Source organism: Phycicoccus ginsengisoli, from assembly GCF_054779295.1.
Genome location: NZ_BAAGYN010000003.1, coordinates 442,071 through 459,871 on the forward strand (window position 1 = coordinate 442,071; position 17,801 = coordinate 459,871).

The 17,801-nt window shown below is 73.4% G+C and carries 16 protein-coding genes; 7 read left to right on the forward strand and 9 right to left on the reverse strand.

What is annotated here, in order from left to right; translation table 11 throughout:
* The first annotated feature begins 261 nt into the window (after positions 1–261).
* Together ACYVDO_RS07190 and ACYVDO_RS07195 are read left to right on the forward strand one after the other, a co-directional pair.
* Complete coding sequence (locus ACYVDO_RS07190) at positions 262–912, forward strand: TetR/AcrR family transcriptional regulator (protein ID WP_460934199.1); 651 nt, start codon at positions 262–264, stop codon at positions 910–912.
* Positions 913–939: 27 nt separating this feature from the next.
* Entirely contained in the window at positions 940–3,522 is a 2,583-nt protein-coding gene (locus ACYVDO_RS07195; protein ID WP_460934201.1) for an MMPL family transporter, read from the forward strand.
* A 58-nt stretch (positions 3,523–3,580) separates the two neighbouring features.
* Here the strand turns inward: ACYVDO_RS07195 and ACYVDO_RS07200 are convergent, their stop codons facing one another.
* The 5 genes from ACYVDO_RS07200 to ACYVDO_RS07220 all read right to left on the reverse strand — a co-directional run bounded on the left by ACYVDO_RS07200 (position 3,581) and on the right by ACYVDO_RS07220 (position 6,843).
* Positions 3,581–4,897 carry a glycoside hydrolase family 15 protein gene (locus ACYVDO_RS07200; protein WP_460934203.1) on the reverse strand — a complete coding sequence of 439 codons (1,317 nt, stop codon included), beginning with the start codon at positions 4,895–4,897 and terminating at the stop codon, positions 3,581–3,583.
* Positions 4,898–4,940: 43 nt separating this feature from the next.
* Positions 4,941–5,135, reverse strand: coding sequence for a hypothetical protein (locus ACYVDO_RS07205; RefSeq protein ID WP_460934205.1), 195 nt, complete (start codon positions 5,133–5,135; stop codon positions 4,941–4,943).
* A gap of 64 nt (positions 5,136–5,199) precedes the next feature.
* Entirely contained in the window at positions 5,200–5,361 is a 162-nt protein-coding gene (locus tag ACYVDO_RS07210; RefSeq protein WP_460934207.1) for a hypothetical protein, read from the reverse strand.
* Between the two features lie 227 nt (positions 5,362–5,588).
* Positions 5,589–6,188 carry a hypothetical protein gene (locus tag ACYVDO_RS07215; RefSeq protein ID WP_460934209.1) on the reverse strand — a complete coding sequence of 200 codons (600 nt, stop codon included), beginning with the start codon at positions 6,186–6,188 and terminating at the stop codon, positions 5,589–5,591.
* Positions 6,189–6,216: 28 nt separating this feature from the next.
* Positions 6,217–6,843, reverse strand: a complete 627-nt coding sequence (locus tag ACYVDO_RS07220; protein ID WP_460934211.1) for an SOUL family heme-binding protein — start codon at positions 6,841–6,843, stop codon at positions 6,217–6,219.
* A gap of 142 nt (positions 6,844–6,985) precedes the next feature.
* On the opposite strand from ACYVDO_RS07220, the gene ACYVDO_RS07225 reads away from it, so the two are divergent.
* A complete protein-coding gene (locus ACYVDO_RS07225; protein ID WP_460934213.1) occupies positions 6,986–8,863 on the forward strand; it encodes an acyl-CoA dehydrogenase in 1,878 nt (625 codons plus the stop codon).
* Between the two features lie 142 nt (positions 8,864–9,005).
* Here the strand turns inward: ACYVDO_RS07225 and ACYVDO_RS07230 are convergent, their stop codons facing one another.
* Both ACYVDO_RS07230 and ACYVDO_RS07235 read right to left on the reverse strand, forming a co-directional pair.
* On the reverse strand, positions 9,006–9,275 hold the full coding sequence (locus ACYVDO_RS07230; RefSeq protein ID WP_460934215.1) for a DUF6458 family protein: 270 nt from the start codon (positions 9,273–9,275) through the stop codon (positions 9,006–9,008).
* Positions 9,276–9,474: 199 nt separating this feature from the next.
* Positions 9,475–11,328: an NHL domain-containing thioredoxin family protein gene (locus ACYVDO_RS07235; protein WP_460934217.1), complete on the reverse strand. Its 1,854-nt coding sequence runs from the start codon at positions 11,326–11,328 to the stop codon at positions 9,475–9,477.
* 197 nt (positions 11,329–11,525) lie between these two features.
* On the opposite strand from ACYVDO_RS07235, the gene ACYVDO_RS07240 reads away from it, so the two are divergent.
* On the forward strand, positions 11,526–11,762 hold the full coding sequence (locus ACYVDO_RS07240) for a hypothetical protein (RefSeq protein WP_460934219.1): 237 nt from the start codon (positions 11,526–11,528) through the stop codon (positions 11,760–11,762).
* Between the two features lie 77 nt (positions 11,763–11,839).
* On the opposite strand, the gene ACYVDO_RS07245 is transcribed toward ACYVDO_RS07240, so the two are convergent.
* Both ACYVDO_RS07245 and ACYVDO_RS07250 read right to left on the reverse strand, forming a co-directional pair.
* On the reverse strand, positions 11,840–12,649 hold the full coding sequence (locus ACYVDO_RS07245; RefSeq protein WP_460934221.1) for a carbon-nitrogen family hydrolase: 810 nt from the start codon (positions 12,647–12,649) through the stop codon (positions 11,840–11,842).
* Positions 12,649–14,640 carry a cytochrome c oxidase assembly protein gene (locus tag ACYVDO_RS07250; RefSeq protein WP_460934223.1) on the reverse strand — a complete coding sequence of 664 codons (1,992 nt, stop codon included), beginning with the start codon at positions 14,638–14,640 and terminating at the stop codon, positions 12,649–12,651. The genes ACYVDO_RS07245 and ACYVDO_RS07250 overlap by 1 nt, the downstream gene beginning before the upstream one ends.
* 26 nt (positions 14,641–14,666) lie before the next feature.
* Between ACYVDO_RS07250 and ACYVDO_RS07255 the strand changes: the two genes are divergently transcribed.
* The 3 genes from ACYVDO_RS07255 to ACYVDO_RS07265 all read left to right on the forward strand — a co-directional run bounded on the left by ACYVDO_RS07255 (position 14,667) and on the right by ACYVDO_RS07265 (position 17,712).
* On the forward strand, positions 14,667–15,389 hold the full coding sequence (locus ACYVDO_RS07255) for a maleylpyruvate isomerase mycothiol-dependent enzyme family protein (RefSeq protein WP_460934225.1): 723 nt from the start codon (positions 14,667–14,669) through the stop codon (positions 15,387–15,389).
* Positions 15,390–15,494: 105 nt separating this feature from the next.
* On the forward strand, positions 15,495–15,989 hold the full coding sequence (locus tag ACYVDO_RS07260; RefSeq protein WP_460934227.1) for a MarR family winged helix-turn-helix transcriptional regulator: 495 nt from the start codon (positions 15,495–15,497) through the stop codon (positions 15,987–15,989).
* A 4-nt stretch (positions 15,990–15,993) separates the two neighbouring features.
* Positions 15,994–17,712 carry an MDR family MFS transporter gene (locus tag ACYVDO_RS07265; RefSeq protein WP_460934229.1) on the forward strand — a complete coding sequence of 573 codons (1,719 nt, stop codon included), beginning with the start codon at positions 15,994–15,996 and terminating at the stop codon, positions 17,710–17,712.
* Positions 17,713–17,801: the final 89 nt, after the last annotated feature.

Below are 17,801 nucleotides of genomic sequence, written 5' to 3' on the forward strand. Positions count from 1 at the left end.
CGCGCCCGGGGCCGTGGAGTCGTTGTGACGCCGGGGAAACGGCCCGCGTTCCACGGCAGCGCACCACGGCGCGCCGGCTCGACTCCCCCACGTGTGCCGCCGTTCCTGCCCTTCACCTCAGGCGGCGACGAAGGCGACCGTACGCGGTCGGCCGTCTCCCACGCAGGCAAATGCACACACTCCGGGCAGTGGAGTGCCCACCTGACCCGGCGGGCGCCGAACAATTTGCATTGAGTGCAACTTGGTTCCTACGCTCTCCCGGTGACCGAGATCCCCGTCGACGGGCGCAGCGCCCTGCGGGCGGAGCGCCGCCAGGCGATCCTGGCGGCGACGCGGGAGTTGGCGGCGTCGACCTCGACGACCCGCATCACCGTGGACCAGGTCGCCGACCGCGCCGGGGTGTCGCGACGCACCGTCTTCAACCACTTCGGCTCGTTCGAGGCGCTGCTCGTCGCGGTGTGTGAAGAGGTCCTGGCCCAGGTGACGGCGCAGGTGCTCGACGACATCGCCCGGCGGTCCGGCGCAGGCACGGCCTCGCCGCGCGACCCGGACGCGTCGCTCGACGCCCTCTGCGCCGCCGTGCGCGCCGCCGACCTGCCGACGGCGATGGTCTCGATCGTCCGCCTCATCGCGGGTCTCGGGGGAGACGAGACGAGGGTCGAGGCGATCTCGCAGTCGGCCCTCGACCAGGTCGGTCGCCGGCTCGCCGGACAGGTGCGCGAAGCCGACCCGGGCATCGACGCGCTGAGCCTCGACCTGACCGTCGCGTTCCTCATGAACGGCGTCGGGGTCCTCGCCCACCGTTGGCTCGAGGCCCACGGGGCGCAGCTCACCCCCGCGTCCCGCCGGGCCTGGTCCCGCTCCATGTCCCGGCTGCTCACGCAGGTCCGCACGGGCTACGTCACCACATGACCCAGGGAAAGGAACCGGAGCAGCACCATGGCTGAACTCCTCTACCGCATCGGCCGTTTCGCCGCCCGCCGCCACTGGACCGTCCTGGGGCTGTGGCTGCTGGTGCTCGTGCTGGGCCTCGGCGCCTTCCTCGGCTTCTCGGGCCCGGTCAGCTCCGCCATCACGATCCCGGGCACCCCCACGAGCGCCGTGGCGGCCCAGCTCGCCCGGGACTTCCCCGGCACCAGCGGCGGGTCGGGCAGCCTGGCCTTCACGACGACCGACGGCGCTGCGTTCACCGCCGCCCAGAAGGCGGGGGTGACCCGCCTGCTGCGACAGGTCGACTCCGTCACCGGGGTCCGCGGCACCATCGACCCGTTCGCCACCCAGTCGCAGCTCGAGAGCAGTGCCGGCCAGCTCGAGGCGGGGCGGACCCGGCTGGAGCAGGGACGCACCGCGCTCGCGCAGGCCGAGCAGCAGCTGGCCGCCCAGCAGGCGCAGCTGGACCAGCAGCGCGCCGCCGCCAAGGCGCCCGGCACCCCGGCCGCCGTCACCGCCCGGCTCGAGGCGGCACAGGCGAAGCTCGACGCCGGCCGCAAGCAGCTCGACACCCAGCGGGCCGAGCTCGAGGCCAAGGGCGCGGCGCTCACCGCCGGCCGCAAGGTCGCGGACCTCGCCTCCGGCTTCCGCTTCGTCTCGACGGACGGGACCGCCGCCATCGCCCAGGTGTCCTTCGAGCGCCCGACGAACGAGGTGCCCACGGAGACCAAGACGGCGATCGAGACCCTGGTCGCCCGGGCCGGGATCGACGGCGTCGCCGCGTACCCGTCCCAGGACATCTCGCAGACCGTGCCGTCGGTCCTCGGCCCCGGCGAGGTGGCCGGCGTCCTCGTCGCCGCGCTCGTGCTGGTCCTCATGCTCGGCACGCTCATCGGCGCGGCCCTGCCGCTGGCGAGCGCCCTGCTGGGCGTGGGCGTGGCGACCCTGGCAGCGATGTCGTTCTCCGGCGTCGTGGACTTCCAGTCGGTGACGCCCGTGCTCGGCGTGATGCTCGGGCTGGCCGTCGGCATCGACTACTCGCTCTTCATCCTCAACCGGCACCGCACCCAGCTGCGCCAGGGCATGGGGCTGCACGAGTCGATCGGGCTGGCCAACGGCACCTCGGGGAACGCCGTCGTCTTCGCCGGAGCCACTGTCATGGTGGCGCTGCTGGCCCTCAACATCACCGGCATCCCGTTCCTCGGGCTGATGGGGACCGTCGGTGCGGCGGCCGTGTTCGTGGCCATCGCGGTGGCCACCACCTTCACGCCCGCGATGCTCTCGCTGGTCGGTATGCGGGTCCTGCGCCACCGCGAGCGGGCCCGGCTGACCGGGTCGGCCGGGTCCACCAGCGACGCCGAGCCCACCGGCTCCACCGGCGACGGCGGGACGCACCCGCGGCACGAGGCCAAGGCTGCCGACCGGCCGATGCGCACGAGCCGGGCGGTCGTCACGCTCCTGGTCGGGGTGGCGGCCCTCGCAGTCGTCGCCCTCCCCGCCCTGCAGATGCGGCTGGGCCTGCCCGACGGCTCGAGCCAACCGCGAGAGACCGCGGCCTACCGCGCGTACACGCTGCAGGCGAACCGGTTCGGCGACGGGTACAACGGTCCGCTGCTCGTCGTCGCGGACCTGCCGGCCCCGGTCGCGCAGGCGTCGCTCACGGCCGAGGAGGCCGTCATCGGCACGGCGATCCGTGACACCGGTGACGTCGTCGCGGTCGTGCCGGTCACGGCATCGCGCGCCCGTGACGCCATCGCCTTCCAGGTCATCCCGAAGGAGGGCCCGAACAGCGAGTCGACCGCCGCCCTCGTCCAGTCCCTGCGTGACCTGGAGCCCCGGACGACCGACGGCGGCCGAGTGACGCTGGGGGTCGCGGGCAACGCCAGCGCCAACATCGACGTCTCGCAGAAGCTCAGCGACGCCCTGCCGCTCTACCTCGTCCTGGTGGTCGGGCTGTCGCTGCTCATCCTCGTCGTCGTGTTCCGCTCGCTGCTCGTGCCGGTGACCGCGACGCTCGGCTTCGTCCTGTCACTGCTCGCGTCGTTCGGCGGCCTCACGGCGATCTTCCAGCTGGGGTGGCTGTCGAGCGTCTTCGGCGTGCACGACCCCGGGCCGATCCTGAGCTTCCTGCCGATCATCGAGACGGGGATCCTGTTCGGCCTCGCCATGGACTACCAGCTCTTCCTGGTGTCCGGGATGCGCGAGGCGTATGCCCACGGGGCGCCGGCGCGGGTGGCCGTGCAGCGGGGCCTGCACGCGGGACGGGCCGTGGTCACGGCCGCCGCCATCATCATGACGTCGGTCTTCGCCGGCTTCATCTTCTCCCACGACGCGACCATCAAGCCGATCGGCTTCGGCCTCGCCTTCGGCGTGCTGGTGGACGCCTTCGTCGTCCGCCTGCTCCTCATCCCCACGGTCATGCACCTGCTCGGCGAGCGGGCCTGGTGGCTCCCGCGGTGGCTCGACCGTGCGCTCCCGGACGTCGACGTCGAGGGTGCCCGCCTGGAACGGGAGCACCCCCTCCCGCTGGGCGCACCGACGGACGACGACCCGGATGCCGTGGTGGCCGTGGGTGGCGCGAGTCGCGGCTGAGCCGAGCCGGAAGCCGACCCGGTCGTGCCGGCCCGCCCGTCCTGGCCGGCCTCGGCGCTCACGCCTCGTCGGCACCCCGCACGGCCGACACCGCGAGCAGCGCCAGGGCTGCCGTCCACGCGAGCGGGGCCACCGCCGCGGGACGCCCGTCGTGCAGCACCTTCTCGGGCAGCGACCCCGCTGCGGTCCGGTGCCGGTCGAGCCAGTCCAGCAGGGCAGCCGCCCCCTCGACCTCGCCCGCCTCGGCGTGGGCCAGCGCGAACAGGGCGGTCTGCGGGGTCCAGCTGACCCCGTCCGAGGCCCAGTCCTCCCCCGGAGCGACCCCCCCGGCCGGGCGCCGCAGCACGGCCTGCGCCCGCACGAGGGCGGCGCGGACCGGGGCGGACGGCGGCGCCACGGCATACGGGGGGAAGAGGAAGGCGACCGAGGCGTCGAGCGCCCGGCCGCCCAGCTCCCGGCCGTACCCCGTGACGCCGAACCGTTCGGACACCACGCGGGACACCGCGTCGGCCGCGGCGCCCACCCGCTGGGCGCCCGCGTGGTCGCCGAGGAGCTCGAGCACCCGGAAGCCGTGCGACAGCCCGGCCCACACCGGTGCGGCGATCCCGAGCGTGAGCACGTCCGTCGGCAGCTCCCAGTAGTCCGGGGTCACCGGCGGGAGCCCGTCCGGCCCCAGGTTGTCCACCAGCACGTCGGCGCTGCGGCGCACCAGCGGCTCCAGTTCGTGCAGCACCCGCTCGAGGTCGACGCCCGGCTCGTCGAGCAGCGAGGACACCGCCCACAGCGCCCACGCGGCCCCGTCGAACTGACGGGGCCGGCGGTCCGGCGGTCGACGCGTGACCGGGTCGTAGCGCGCCTCGAACCAGCCGTCCGCCGCCTGCACGTCCTGCAGGAACCGCAGCTGCGCCACCGCCTCCGCGGGGAACCCGCACCGGGCCAGCGCGACCGCGACGTGGGCGCAGTCGCGAGGCCAGACGTACCGCCACGGCGTGGTCCACGCGGCCACCGACGCCGGCAGCCCGTGGGTGAGCACGCGCAGGTCGAGCAGCGCCGTGCGGGTCATCTCGGACCACCGGCCGGTCCCGCGGACCCAGGCGGCGGCCGAGCCGAGGAACTGTGCCTCGGCGTCGACGAGCCGTGCGGCGTCGCGGTCGGTGTGCAGCACCCGGGTGCCCTCGACGAGCAGGTCGGCGCGCCCCACCGCGACGGGCGTCCGGGCGCCCGCGGCACCGAGCGCCACGGCCTCGGAGTACAACGGCAGGTCGCGCCGGCCCGCGCGCTCCCGGGCCGAGAGCACGCCGAGCGAGGCGACGGCCGCTCCACCGAGGCCGCCTGCCACCACGACCCGCCGTGACGGACCCCGTGCAGCACCCACGTGCGCAGGTTATGCCGGACCTCCCGGCTTGTCCGCTGGGTTGTCAGGCGGTGTGGCGCAACGGTGGCGGCGCGACGACCTCCGCCGGCAGCACGAACACGGCAGCGTCGCACGTCGTGCAGCACAGCCCGCCGGGCCGGCCCTCGTCGTCGACGGGCAGGAGCAGCTGCTCGGCGCCGCAGTCCTCGCACCAGGCCTGGACCGCGTGCAGCAACAGCACGTCAGCGAGCGGATCCATGCCACGAGGGTGGCACGGCGCCGGGAGACGCCGGCGGTCCCACGCCGGTCGGCCTCTGCCGGGGTCAGTCCCCTTCGCGCGAGCGCTGGGGGGCCTGCGCCACCCGCTCGGTGACGACCAGGTCGGGCACCACCGGCTCCTCGGCGCCGGGGGGAGGCGGCACCTCCGGTGTCACGGGCGGGAAGGTGGTCCCGTCGGGCTGCAGGTGCGAGTGGTAGGTCTCCATCGGGTTCTCCGTATCCTCGGCTCGCCTTCCACCCTGCCGCGGGGTCACGCCCCGCGCCACCCCTGTGACCCTGCGACGATGCTGTGGATCGGCTCAACCCGGGCCCTCCGCGGCGAGCGCGGACGCAGCCCTCCCGCCGTCGTCGGAACCGTCCGCAGGCACCCGCAGGCAAGGCCTGGTCCGGGCTCGGGTGCGGGCGGCGACCGCCGCGACGAGCTCTGCCCGGCTCAGGGCACCAGCCACACGAGGACCGTGACGAAGCCGATCACGGCGCACACCACGAACAGGCCGGCGAGCACGAGCGCCACGACGACGGCCGCGTCGACACCTCCGGAGCCCTCGCCCGGGGCCACGGCAGCCGCGGACTCGACCGGGGGGATGGCGGCAGCCCGGCGCCGCAGGGCGTCGACCCGCTTGTTGCCCTCGTGCTCGCGCACGGGACCGGGCAGGCTCAGCCACATCTCCGGGAAGTGGTCGGCGTACCGCTCGCGCCAGGCGTCGACCGCGGCGTCGACGTCCTCGCCGCGGCGGCTCGTCCCGAACCAGGCCGCGCCCGCCGCGGGCAGGTCGCGCATCGCGTACTGGACCTCGCCGAGCAGCTCGAGCGCCTCGGTGTCGTAGGCGTCGGCCAGGTGCGCGACGAGCCGCTCGCGGGCCTTCCACTCCCGCCCGTGCGCCAGGTCCGCGCGGGCCTGCGCGACGGCACCCCCGCTCCCGCTTCCCGGGGTCCCGGACGCCTGGTTGCCGGGACCCCGGGGCTGCGCGGCGCGGGCGGGGCGCGGGTCCCCGTCGGCGGCCGTCGCCCGGCCCGGCGTGTCGTCGCTCACCCCCGGAAGTATGCCGCGTGGGGGCGGGTCAGGCGGCCGGCGGCACGGCGTCGGGGTCGGCGAGGTCGACGACCACCTCGTTGCGCCGCAGGAACCACGGCTTGAACGGCGGGTCGTACCGCAGCCAGCGCGGCGCCCCCACCACCGCGAGCCCGGCCTCCTCGACCGACCGCAGCAGGCGGTCGCGGTGCATCTCGAAGGCCGAGCCGCTCCAGCGGCCGGAGTACCGGATCGCCGCCGTGAGGCTGGGGGGCACCGCCCGCAGGCTCACCCGCTGGTCCGTCGGCTCGGGCGCGGTCTGCGCGGTCAGGCTCGAGGGCAGCACGAACCCCACCGTGAAGGAGGAGCCGGTGCCGTCGCGGCCGCTCTCCTGCTGCACCACCGGGGCGGTCATCGCCACCTGCCGACCTCCGGCCTGGCCCGCGCCCGGCCCGCCACGGGCCCGTTCCTGCATCACCGGAGCCGTCATCGCCACGGACGCCCGCCCCCGGTTCTCCCCGCGGATGTACGCGAAGAGCGGGGCGAAGGCGACGTTCCCGGCGCCGCCGAGGGAGCCGCGGATCGTCACCTCCGCCACGGCATACGAGGGATAGCGGCGCAGCTCCACGCCGTCGCCGAGGTGGCCCACCACCTCGTAGGGCAGCTCTTCGGTCACGGTTCGAGGCTACGCGCGGACGGCGGGGCGGCACAGGTCACGGCCCGGCGGGGTTGCATTCGTTACTGGTGAGTAGCACCATGGATGTTACCGGCTGGTACGGGCCGGTGACACCGACGTCCGAGCGTGGAGGTGCCCCGGTATGGGCCACTACAAGAGCAACCTGCGAGACCTCGAGTTCAACCTCTTCGAGGTCTTCGGCCGTGGCGAGGTGCTGGGCAGCGGCCCGTATGCCGAGGTCGACGCCGACACCGCCCGCGAGATGCTCAAGGAGGTGGCCCGGCTCTCGGAGAACGAGCTGGCCGAGTCCTTCGCCGACGCGGACCGCAACCCCCCGGTCTACGACCCCTCGACCTACTCGGTGACGATGCCCGAGTCGTTCACCAAGAGCTACCGGGCCTACGTCGACTCCGGCTTCTGGAACGTCGACGTGCCGGGGGAGCTCGACGGCACCGTGGTCCCGCCCAGCCTGAAGTGGGCCATGAACGAGATGGTCCTGGGCGCCAACCCGGCGATCGCGATGTTCGCCGCGTCCTACTCCTTCGGCAAGCTGCTCTACCTGCTCGGCAACGACGACCAGAAGAAGCTGGCCCGCTGGATCGTCGAGAAGGGCTGGCACTGCACCATGGTGCTCACCGAGCCCGACGCGGGGTCCGACGTCGGCGCCGGCCGCACCAAGGCGGTGCAGAATGCCGACGGCACCTGGAACGTCACCGGTGTCAAGCGGTTCATCACCTCGGCCGAGTCGGACATGACCGACAACGTCGTGCACTTCGTGCTGGCCCGTCCCGAGGGCGCCGGCCCCGGCACCAAGGGCCTGTCGCTGTTCATCGTGCCCAAGTTCCAGGTCGACCTCGAGACCGGCGAGCTGGGCGAGCGCAACGGCGCCTACGTCACCAACGTCGAGCACAAGATGGGCCTGAAGGTCTCGACGACGTGCGAGGTGACCTTCGGCGACAAGGAGCCGGCGATCGGCACCCTGCTCGGCGACACCCACGACGGCATCGCGCAGATGTTCCGGGTCATCGAGCACGCGCGGATGCTGGTGGGCACCAAGGCGATCTCGACGCTGTCCACGGCCTACCTCAACGCGCTCGACTACGCCAAGCAGCGCGTCCAGGGCGCCGACCTGACCCAGCAGGGTGACAAGTCCGCGCCGCGGGTCACCATCACCCACCACCCGGACGTGCGCCGCTCGCTCATGACCCAGAAGGCGTATGCCGAGGGGCTGCGGGCGCTCGTGATGTACACGGCGACGCAGCAGGACCTCGTCGACCAGGCGCTGCTCGAGTCCGGCTCGGACGAGCTCGCCAAGGGCAGCCCGGCCGAGCTGGCCGAGCGCGTCAACGACCTGCTGCTGCCGATCGTCAAGGGCGTCGGCTCGGAGCGGGCCTGGGTGCTCCTCGGGCAGGAGTCGCTGCAGACCCTCGGCGGCTCGGGCTTCCTGCAGGACTACCCGATCGAGCAGTACATCCGTGACGCCAAGATCGACACCCTCTACGAGGGCACGACGGCGATCCAGGGCCTGGACTTCTTCTTCCGCAAGATCATCAAGGACAAGGCCCAGGCGCTCACGTCGATCGCGATGCAGGTGCAGGAGTTCGCCAAGGACCTCGGTGCCGACGGTGGGGCGCTCGACCGCGAGCGCGAGCTGCTCGGCCAGGCGCTCGAGAACGTCCAGGGCATCCTCGGCTTCATGGTCGGCGAGCTGATGAAGTCCGACCCGCGCCAGGAGGGCGGCGACCTCGCCAACCTCTACAAGGTGGGCCAGAACACCACGCGGCTGCTGCTCGGCGCCGGCGACCTCGTGATCGGCTGGCTGCTGCTGCGCCAGGCCGAGGTGGCCACCCGGGCGCTGCAGTCCGGTGAGGCGTCGGCGAAGGACCGCGACTTCTACGAGGGCAAGGTCGCCGCCGCCTCGTTCTTCGCCCGCACGTTCCTGCCCAAGCTCGCGGCCGAGCGCGCCATCGCCGAGGCCACCGACAACGCGCTGATGGACGTGCCCGAGAGCGCCTTCTGACGCACGCACGAGGAAGGGCCGGCTCCCCACGGGAGCCGGCCCTTCCTGCGTGCGGCGCCCCGGCCGTGGGACGCGGCGAGGGCGGCACCACGGCTCGTGGTGCCGCCCTCGGGGAGCGGATCGGGCGCGTCGCCCGGCGGCGTCAGAGCCGGTTGTCGCGGTCCACGTCGACCTCGTCGACGCGGGTCCCTGTGGCCGGGTCCTGGTGGCTCACGCGGCGCGCGGAGTAGCCACCGGCGGCGGTGCGCCGGGTCAGCACGAGCGACAGGAGGATCGCCAGGATGCCCGCGACGATGCAGATCCAGCCGACGGCGTGGACGCTGAGCACCCCGCCCAGGCTGGCGTCACCGGTGTAGGCGAACGTGATGATGGCGCCCACGACGAGCAGGAAGATCCCAAGTCCGATGTACATGTTCACTCCAGGGGTCCGGCGGGTCCAGGGTTGACCCGCTCCTGTCGACTGTAGTGCTCCCGGCCCTGACCTGCAGGGACGCCGAGGCCACCACCCGAGCGCCTGCACGGACGTCTGCTCACGGACGAGGGTGTCACTGCGCGCGGACCCGCTCCCTGCCCAGAGGCACGGGCATCTGTGCGCAGACCTCCGGGCTGCGTCAGGCCGTGCCGCGCAGGTCGAGGGTGAGCGAGCCGGGGGCGCCGTCGACCAGGACGACGGGGATGCCCCAGTCCTGCTGGTACAGGTGGCACGCGGCGTGCTCTGGTCCCTCGCCGGTGACGGGGTCGCCGTCGCACGAGGCCGCCTGCACCGAGATGTGCAGCACCCCGTCGACGACCGAGGGGTCCAGCACGAGGTCGCGGGTCAGGCCCTGCGCGCTCCCGGCTCCCTCGCGCAGCAGCGCCTCGGGCGTCGCCGACACCATGAGCCGGGTCGGGTCGCCCCACCGGTGGTCGAGCTTCTGGCCCGTCGGCGGGGTGAAGGCCACCTCGAGGCGCACCGCGCCGGGCGCCAGCTCGGTGCGCGGCCGCTGCGTCTGGTGGGCGAGGCCGTCTACGCGGGTCGCCCTGTCCGGCAAGGGGATGCGGACCAGCTCGTGGGCCGCCGACTCCACGACGACGAGTCGGGTCTCGCCGTCCTCGGCGCGCTCCACGACGGCGTCGGACGGCTCGCGCAGGCCGGTCGCCAGGGTGCTCACCTCGCCGGCGACGGGGTCGAACCGCCGCACGGCGCCGTTGTACGTGTCGCTCACGGCCACCGAGCCGTCGGGCAGCACCGTGACGCCGAGGGGGTGCTGGAGCAGCGCCTGCGCGGCCGGCCCGTCCCGGTGGCCGAAGTCGAACAGGCCGGTGCCGACGTGGGTCGTGACGGTGAAGCCGTCGTCGGTGACGTCGAGCGAGCGCAGGGCCGACGTCTCGGAGTCGGCCACCCACAGGCGGGTCCCGTCCTCCGACGCGGCCAGGCCCGACGGCTGGGCGAACCACGCCTCGTCCGCCGCGCCGTCGCGGATGCCCTCGGCCGTCGTGCCCGCGAGCACCGCGACCGTGTTGTCCGCGGGGTCGGTGGCCAGGTGCAGCGCCCAGAGCTGGTGGGTGCCGGCCATGGCGACGACGACGCGGTCGAGGAACCACGCGGCGTCCCACGGCGTCGACAGGTCCTGGCGCAGGGCCGGCCCGCTGCCGGAGCGTTCGCGCAGCTGTCTCCCGGTGCCTGCCAGCACCGTCCACGCGCCGTCCGCGAGCCGCAGTCCCTTCACCTGGTGGTGGACCGAGTCCGCGACGACGACGTCGTAGCCGACGCGCTCGGCCACCTCGGCGGGCAGCCGGAGCAGGCCCTGGGGCTCGTCGAGCCGGCCGGGTCCGTCGCCGTCGTGGTCGGCGAACCGCCGGCGCTCGGTCTGCAGGTCGGTCTCGAGGTGGACGACGTCGTGGTGGGTCGTGTCCGAGACGAGGAAGGAGCCGTCGTCGAGGGCGACCGCCTTCCCGGGGAAACGCAGCGCGGTCGAGGCGGCCGGCGGCGGGGCGTACGGCGAGTCGCCCTCGCGCAGCGTGCCCTTGGCGCGGTGCTCCTCGACCAGCTCCTCCACGAGGACGGTGAGCCCGTGCCCGTGCCCCTCGCCGGACATGGAGGCGACGATGTACCCCTCGGGGTCGACGACGACCAGCGTCGGCCAAGCACGAGCGGTGTACGCCTGCCAGGTCACCAGGTCGGGGTCGTCGAGCACCGGGTGGTGCACGGCGTACCGCTCGACGGCGGCCGCGAGGGCGTCCGGGTCGGCCTCGTGCTCGAACTTGGGCGAGTGGACGCCGACGAGCACGAGCGAGTCGGGGAACCGCTCCTCCAGCGGCCGCAGCTCGTCGAGGACGTGCAGGCAGTTCACGCAGCAGAAGGTCCAGAAGTCGAGCACGACGACCCGTCCGCGCAGGTCCGCCAGCGACAGCTCCCGGCCGCCGGTGTTGAGCCAGCCGCGGCCCCGTAGCTCGGGTGCGCGCAGCCGGGTGCGAGTCACCACGCCGGGCTCCTTCGTGTCTCGTCCCAACGGTCGGTCCCCTCCTCACGTGTTCGGTCACGGTCCGGCGCGGCGGACCGACGCTGTCGGTGCGCCGCGGTGTCATGGTGGAGGTGGCACGAGCTGCCGTGGTGACGATTCGGCGACGACGGCAACCCGCCCCGCCCCTGGTTCGTCATCCCAGTCAGGAGGTGTCTTCGATGAAGCACAGGGGGACCAACGCGACGAGGCCGGTCGCGCTCAGCACCGCCGTCGCGGTGCACCGACGAGACCACGTGCACACCGCCGGCCAGGTGTGCCACCCGCACGTCGTCGAGGTGATCGGCCTGGGCCACAGCGCCATGGTGGTGTGCCACGACTGCGGTTCGGACACGGCCTTCATGCACGCGCGCCGCGCCGACCTCGTGGCCGAGCGGCACCGGCGCATGACCGCCTGACCGCACGGACGCCACGGCGACGAGCGCGGCCCTCACCTGTGTCGACCACACCGGCGCCGAGCACACCGACTCAGCCCTCACAGCCGTCGGTCCGCCAGCACCGGGAACTGCTCGCGCCAGGCCGCCACGGCGTCGAGGTCGACCTCGACGCTGAGCACCTGCTCGTCCGTCCCGGCCATGGCGAGCGCCTCGCCGGTGGCGGAGACGACCTGGGAGTGCCCGCCCATCGGGGTGCCGGCGTGCGTGCCCGCCGTGTTGCAGGCGACCACGACGCACTGGTCCTCGACCGCCCGCGCGTGCGCGAGCAGGGTCCAGTGCCGCACCCGGGCCGCCGGCCAGGCGGCGGGCACGACGAACAGGGTCGCTCCTGCGTCGACCTGCCGCCGGTACAGCTCGGGGAAGCGCAGGTCGTAGCAGGTCGACAGCCCGGCCCGGACGCTCCCTCCGTCCGGCAGCGGGACGTCGACCACCACGACGTCCGTGCCCGCGTCCATGAGCCGCGGCTCGCCGGCACCGAAGCCGAAGCGGTGGATCTTGCGGTATGCCGTGAGCAGGCTGCCGTCCGCGGCGTAGACGAGCGAGGTGTTCCAGAGCCCGTGGCCGTCCGGGCCGACCTCGCCGTCGGCCGGGCGCTCGACGATCGACCCGGCGTGGAGCACGACGCCGGCGTCGCGCGCGGCCGCGGACATCGCCCGCCCGACCGGGCCGTCGACCGGCTCGGCGCGCTCCGGCCACTCGCGGTAGGCGAACCCGCCCGGGGCCCACAGCTCGGGCAGGACCACGAGGTCGTGCCCGGCCTGGGCGCGCACCAGGTCCGCGACCCGCTCGACCCGCTCCTGCACCGGCTCGGCGTCGCCGTAACCGACCTGCACCACCGCCACCCGCATCACTGACCTCGTTCCCCACGCCGGCGCAGCTGCGCCAGGTGCGCGTTGTAGGCCGCGAGCTCGGCATCGCCGTCGCGGTCGGCCTGCCGGTCGCGGCGGGTGCTCTCGGCCCGGTCCGAGCGCACCCAGGCGACCGCCACCATGAGGGTCAGCGCCAGGGTCGGCGCCTCGCCGATGCCCCAGGCGATGGCACCCGCGCGGTGCTGGTCGCCCAGCGGGTCGGTCATCCACGGCAGCTTGAGGGTCTCGAAGAAGTCCGGCGCCAGGACCGTGGTGCTGCTCGTCATCACCACGCCGAAGAAGGCGTGGAAGCTCATCGTCGCGAACAGCACGACGAGCAGCATCAGCGGCGGCCACTTCCGCGGGCCGGGGTCGACGCCCACGAGCACCCACACGAAGAGGTACCCGGTGAGCAGGAAGTGCAGCAGCATCAGCACGTGCCCGGTGTGCGTGCGCAGGGCCAGCTCGAACAGCGGCGAGTAGTAGAAGATCGCGAGGCTGAAGAAGAACAGCGCGGCGGCGACGACCGGGTTCGACAGCACCCGCAGGGCCCGGGAGTGCACGACCTGGAGCAGCACCTCGCGCGGGCCCCACGTCCGGTCGTGGCGGGCGGGCAGCGTGCGCAGCGCCAGCAGGATCGGGGCGCCCGGGACGAGCAGTAGCGGCACCAGCATGGCGACGACCATGTGCATGACCATGTGCAGGGAGAAGAGCACGCGGCCGTAGACGCCGGGGGCGCCGCACACGGCATACACGAAGACCAGCCAGCCGAGCACCCACACGATGGTGCGGTGGACCGGCCAGGCGTCGCCGCGGCGGTGCAGCCGGACGACGCCGGCGAGGTAGAGGCCGACCGCGACCGCGGCCACCGCGACCCAGAGCCACTCGGTGGTCCACGTCGTCACCCAGGAGGCGCCCGTGAGGGGCGGTGGCTCGGGGTAGCCGGTGAGGATGAACGAGCGGCTGGCGTCGGGCACCTGGGCGTCGGGGACAGGGGGAGCCGACCGCGACAGCGCGACGGCGGTGCCGAAGGCCACCCCCATGACGACGAGCTCGGCGACCACGAGGCGGATGAACGCCACCGTCGAGCCGGGCCCGGCCAGCCGCGGGAGCAGGGCGCGCCGGTGGCGCCACCCGGCGAGCCCGAGCAGGACGAGGGCGAGCGTCTTGACCAGGACGAGGACGCCGTAGCGGCTCGCCAGGTTGCCGAGGTCGCCCACGCGCAGGTACGCGTTCTGGACGCCGGAGAGCGCGACGGCGACGAAGCACCAGAGCGCCACGGCCGAGAAGCGGGTGGCCGTCGCGGCGAGGTCGCGGCCGAGCAGCGGGCGCAGCAGCGCCAGCCCGAGCAGGCCGCCCACCCAGAGGGTGGCCGCGACCAGGTGCACCGCGAGGGAGTTGACCGCGGTCGAGTGGTCCGTGGCGCCGGCGGCGTGCCCCGCGAGCGCCAGCGGGAGCAGCGCCCCGACGGCGAGCGCGAACAGCCACGCCATGGCCGCACGGCTGGTCGCTAGGAGGGCCCCGACGCTCACGACGACCGCGACCATGGCCGTGATGAGCTCGACCCGCACCGGCAGGAACTGCCAGGCGAAGGTCGTGAACTGCCGGGCGAAGCCGGGGTCGGTGAGCGCGATGCCGATCGAGTCGGCCATCGTCAGGAGCGCACCGGCCACGGACGCCAGCGCCCACACGGCCGCGGCCACGCCGGCCAGCCGGGTGGCCGTCTCGCGCCGGCGTGTGCGGGTGGTGTCGGGGACGAGGAAGGCCGCGTGCAGCAGCAGCCCGACGGTGGCGGCAGCCGCCACGTCGTGCACGACCCGGGCGTAGAGGACACCCCAGCGGACCAGCGGACCGGGGTCCGCCACCGCGGCCGCCACGGCAGCCTGGCCGACCAAGGCCGCGAGCGACGCCGCCACCAGGCCGGCGACCACCAGCACCCACACGGGGAGCCGGGTCGGCACCCGGGCGGGCGTGGTCACGGACGTGCTCATGCCGACAGCCTAAGTAGGGTGGGTCCATGCCATTGCACCCGGCAGCCCCGGAGGACCTCGCCGGCCTCGTCGCCGCGTACGAGCAGGCGGCCCAGGCCGTCGTCGACCTCGGGCGCAGCTGCCGGGACGAGGACTTCCTGCGACCCACCGCCCGCGAGGGCTGGACCGTGCGTGACGAGGTCGCCCACGTGGTCGCGGGAGACCCCGCCCACCGCGCGGGGGTGAGCGCGCCCAAGCTGGTCTCCGAGCTCGAGCTCGTGGCCGAGCGCCGGGTCCGCGGGCTCACCGAGCACCCCGACACGATGGCCGCCCTGCGCCATGACGTCCTCGAGGCGTGGGTGGCCGAGCAGGACATCCGCCAGGCGCTCGGGCGCCCCGGTGACCTCGACTCCCCCGCTGCGGCCCTCTTCATGGAGGAGCTGTTCGCCCGCCTGCCCGACCTCGTGGCCGAGAGGGCAGCCGTCCCGCCCGGCAACGTGGTCATCCTCGAGGTGACCGGCCCCGTGCTCGGCCGCGCCGGCGTGTGGGTGGAGTCCGGCGACGACGGGCAGCCGCGCGGCATACCCCTCTTCTCCGGCGTCGCGCACGACGGCGACCCCCAGGACGTCTTCACCACCATCACCCTGTCGACCGACGCGGTGACGCGGCGCGGCGCGGGTCGCGGCAGCCTCGAGGACGTCCACTACACCGTGCACGGCGACGACGACGTCGCCCGGCGCGTGCTGGAAAACCTTCCCTTCACCTCCTGACGACCGCCCGCCCGGGGTCGGCCGTTCGGGCCCCCCGGTTTTGCACGGTTCCCGGACCGGCGTAATACTTGTATGCCGCAAACAAGTATCCGACCGGAAGTTCCCATGTCCAACCCCAGCCAGCCCCTCGACCGGGCCACCGCCGAACGGGTCAGCCTCGACCTGGTGCGCCTGGTCAAGCTGCTCAAGGCCGTCCGGCAGCACGCCCCCCGCCTGCACCCGGCGGTCGACACGATGGCCTACCCCGTGCTGTTCAACCTCGCCGCCGAGGAACGTCGGGTCTCGGCCCTCGCGGAGTGCGTGCACTCCGACATCTCCACCACCAGCCGCCAGGTCAGCACCCTGGTGAGCCACGGCCTGCTCGAGAAGGTCAGCGACCCGGAGGATGGCCGGGCGCAGGTGGTCCGGCTGAGCCCCGCGGGGCACGACCTGCTGGACCGGATCACCGAGCAGCGCAGCGCCTGGTTCGAGCACCTCCTCGAGGGGTGGACGGCGCGGGAGGCAAGCGATTTCGCCGACCACCTCGAACGCTTCACGGCTGCCCTCGAGCGGTCGTACCTGTCCTCACCCACATCCACCACGTCCCCGACGGAGCACTGACACCATGGCAGCAACCGCCAGCGCGCAACCGGAGCACGGCGCCCTCACCCACCGGCAGATCGTCACGATCCTCGTCGGCCTGATGATGGGCATGTTCCTCGCCGCGCTCGACCAGACCATCGTCGCGACCGCCATCCGCACCATCGCCGACGACCTCAAGGGCCTCGACCAGCAGGCGTGGGCCACGACGGCCTACCTCATCACCTCGACCATCGTGACGCCGCTCTACGGCAAGCTCTCCGACATCTACGGCCGCAAGAAGTTCTTCTCCACGGCCATCACGATCTTCGTCATCGGCTCGGTGCTGTGCACCCTGTCGCAGTCGATGCTCGAGCTCGCGTTCTTCCGCGCGATCCAGGGCCTCGGCGCCGGCGGGCTCTTCTCCCTGGCCCTGGCCATCATCGGCGACATCGTGCCGCCGCGGGAGCGGGCCAAGTACCAGGGCTACTTCCTCGCGGTCTTCGGCACCTCGAGCGTCCTCGGCCCCGTCATCGGCGGGTTCTTCGCCGGCCAGAGCACCCTGCTCGGCGTGGACGGCTGGCGCTGGGTGTTCCTCGTGAACGTCCCGATCGGCATCGCCGCCCTGGTCGTCGTCGCCCGCACCCTGCACCTGCGCCACACCCGCCTCGACCACCGCATCGACTGGTGGGGTGCGGTCACGCTCTCCCTCGGCCTCGTCCCGCTGCTGCTGGTCGCCGAGCAGGGCCGTGACTGGGGCTGGGGCTCGGGTCGCTCGGTCGCGTGCTTCGTCGTCGGCGCCGTCGGGATCGTGTCGTTCCTGCTCGTCGAGCGGGCCATGAAGGAGGAGGCGCTGCTGCCCCTCACGCTGTTCACGAACCGCACCGTCGCGGTCGCCTCCGGCGCCTCGGTCCTCATCGGCATGGCGATGTTCGGTGGCCTGGCGTGCCTGCCGCTCTACCTGCAGATCGTCAAGGGCGCGTCCCCGACCGAGGCCGGCCTGCAGCTGCTGCCGCTGACCCTGGGCATCATGAGCGGGTCGATCCTGTCGGGCCAGCTCATCAGCCGCACGGGGCGCTACCGCCGGTTCCCCATCATCGGCGCGGGCCTGCTCACCGTGTCGCTGTTCGTCTTCCACTACGTCCACGCCGACACCCCGCTGTGGCAGACCATGATCGTGATGGTCTTCTTCGGCGTCGGCCTGGGCTTCAACTTCCAGCCGCTCACCCTGGCCGTCCAGAACGCCGTGTCGCCGCGGATGATCGGGGTGGCCACCTCCTCGGCCACCTTCACCCGCCAGATCGGCGGCACGCTCGGCACCGCGGTCTTCCTGTCGATCCTGTTCTCGACGGTGGGCGACAAGATCGCGATCGCCCTGAAGCAGGCGATCCCCACGCCCGAGTTCCAGACGGCGCTCAAGGACCCGGCGAACGCGGCCTTCGCCAAGCAGCTGCAGGCGTCGCAGGCCTCCGGCGGCGGGGGCGGGTCGAGCACCGGCGTGCTCAAGGACTCCTCGTTCCTCACCAACCTCGACCACCGGCTCGCCAAGCCGTTCCTCGAGGGGTTCTCCAACTCGATGGACATGGTGTTCCTGGTCGGGTCGGGTGTGATGGTCGTCGGGTTCCTCGTGATGCTGTTCCTGCCGCACGTCGAGCTGCGTGGCGGGTCGGCGTACTCCGAGCGAGGCGCCTCCGACAAGGCGGACGCCGAGCGCGCCGCCGCGGGACACGAGGCCACGGTCGCCCCGCCTGCGATGGGTCACTGACGGCGATCGGTCACTGACGGCGTCACCGCCCGCCACCGCAGGACGAAGGCCCCGCCCGCTCCCGAGGGAGCGGCGGGGCCTTCGTCCTT

What these genes read in the sequence shown, in the direction of transcription:
- ACYVDO_RS07245 (WP_460934221.1), bottom strand. Translation starts at nt 12,649, where the DNA reads ATGCGGGTGGCGGTGGTGCAGGTCGGTTACGGCGACGCCGAGCCGGTG.
- ACYVDO_RS07260 (WP_460934227.1), top strand. Translation starts at nt 15,495, where the DNA reads ATGTCCAACCCCAGCCAGCCCCTCGACCGGGCCACCGCCGAACGGGTC.
- ACYVDO_RS07255 (WP_460934225.1), top strand. Translation starts at nt 14,667, where the DNA reads ATGCCATTGCACCCGGCAGCCCCGGAGGACCTCGCCGGCCTCGTCGCC.
- ACYVDO_RS07250 (WP_460934223.1), bottom strand. Translation starts at nt 14,640, where the DNA reads ATGAGCACGTCCGTGACCACGCCCGCCCGGGTGCCGACCCGGCTCCCC.
- ACYVDO_RS07205 (WP_460934205.1), bottom strand. Translation starts at nt 5,135, where the DNA reads ATGGATCCGCTCGCTGACGTGCTGTTGCTGCACGCGGTCCAGGCCTGG.
- ACYVDO_RS07240 (WP_460934219.1), top strand. Translation starts at nt 11,526, where the DNA reads ATGAAGCACAGGGGGACCAACGCGACGAGGCCGGTCGCGCTCAGCACC.
- ACYVDO_RS07195 (WP_460934201.1), top strand. Translation starts at nt 940, where the DNA reads ATGGCTGAACTCCTCTACCGCATCGGCCGTTTCGCCGCCCGCCGCCAC.
- ACYVDO_RS07265 (WP_460934229.1), top strand. Translation starts at nt 15,994, where the DNA reads ATGGCAGCAACCGCCAGCGCGCAACCGGAGCACGGCGCCCTCACCCAC.
- ACYVDO_RS07230 (WP_460934215.1), bottom strand. Translation starts at nt 9,275, where the DNA reads ATGTACATCGGACTTGGGATCTTCCTGCTCGTCGTGGGCGCCATCATC.
- ACYVDO_RS07210 (WP_460934207.1), bottom strand. Translation starts at nt 5,361, where the DNA reads ATGGAGACCTACCACTCGCACCTGCAGCCCGACGGGACCACCTTCCCG.
- ACYVDO_RS07225 (WP_460934213.1), top strand. Translation starts at nt 6,986, where the DNA reads ATGGGCCACTACAAGAGCAACCTGCGAGACCTCGAGTTCAACCTCTTC.